Annotated in this window: 1 protein-coding gene; it reads right to left on the bottom strand. The window is 61.3% G+C overall.

Annotation, left to right across the window (positions count from 1 at the left end):
* The coding region (locus H3H36_RS26305) for a putative bifunctional diguanylate cyclase/phosphodiesterase (RefSeq protein WP_182220986.1) at positions 1-806 on the bottom strand (806 nt) is incomplete at both ends.

Genomic DNA, 806 nt, shown 5'->3' with positions numbered 1-806 from the left:
TCGAGCCATTGCCTGGCTTGCCGACACGCCGTCTGCAAGGCCCACGCGCCGATTGGCACAATGTGCCCGCTCTGTTCGGCCAGCGCGATAAATCGCCCCGGCGGTATCAGCCCTTCAACCGGATGCTGCCAGCGTATCAACGCTTCAGCCCCGACCAGGCGACCGCTGCGCAGATCGACCTGCGGCTGATAGTGCAGCACAAATTCGTCATGGCGAAGCGCATTGGTCAAGTTGCCGGTCAGTTGCAAATGGTCCAGCGCATGGTCATTCATGGCCGGCGTAAAGAAGCGGTAGGTGTTGCGGCCCGCCTGTTTCGCCTGGTGCATGGCGGCATTCGCGCCCTGGACCAATGCATCGAAGCCGCTGCCGTCATCGGGAAACATCGAGACGCCGACGGATAAGGCCATGCCCACGTCGTAGCCATTGATGGCGAACGGTTCAACAAATGCCTGGCACAACTTCATGGCGATCGCTGCGACGCTGTCGGCATCGTCAACGGTGGCCAACAGCACGATGAACGCATTGCCCCCGTGGCGGCTTACCGTACTGCTGGCGGGACAGTGCGCCTTGATGCGTTCTGCCGCCGCATTCACCAATGCATCGCCCGCTTCAAGCCCCAGGCTGTCATTGACTTGTTCAAAGCGGTCAAGATCGAGAAACAGCAGCGCAATGGCGGTGCGCTGATTCCTTGCCAACGCAAGGGCGTGTTCAACACGGTCGCGCAGCAACAGCCGATTCGGCAGATGTGTCAGGCTGTCATATTGCTGCAGGAAGCTGGCCTGCTCGGCCGCCGCCGCATGGGCGTC

Origin of the sequence: Rugamonas fusca (genome assembly GCF_014042365.1) — a bacterium.
Lineage (GTDB): Bacteria > Pseudomonadota > Gammaproteobacteria > Burkholderiales > Burkholderiaceae_D > Rugamonas > Rugamonas fusca.
Note: the sequence above shows the minus strand (reverse complement) of the source record. Positions and strands in the feature narration are given on the sequence as shown.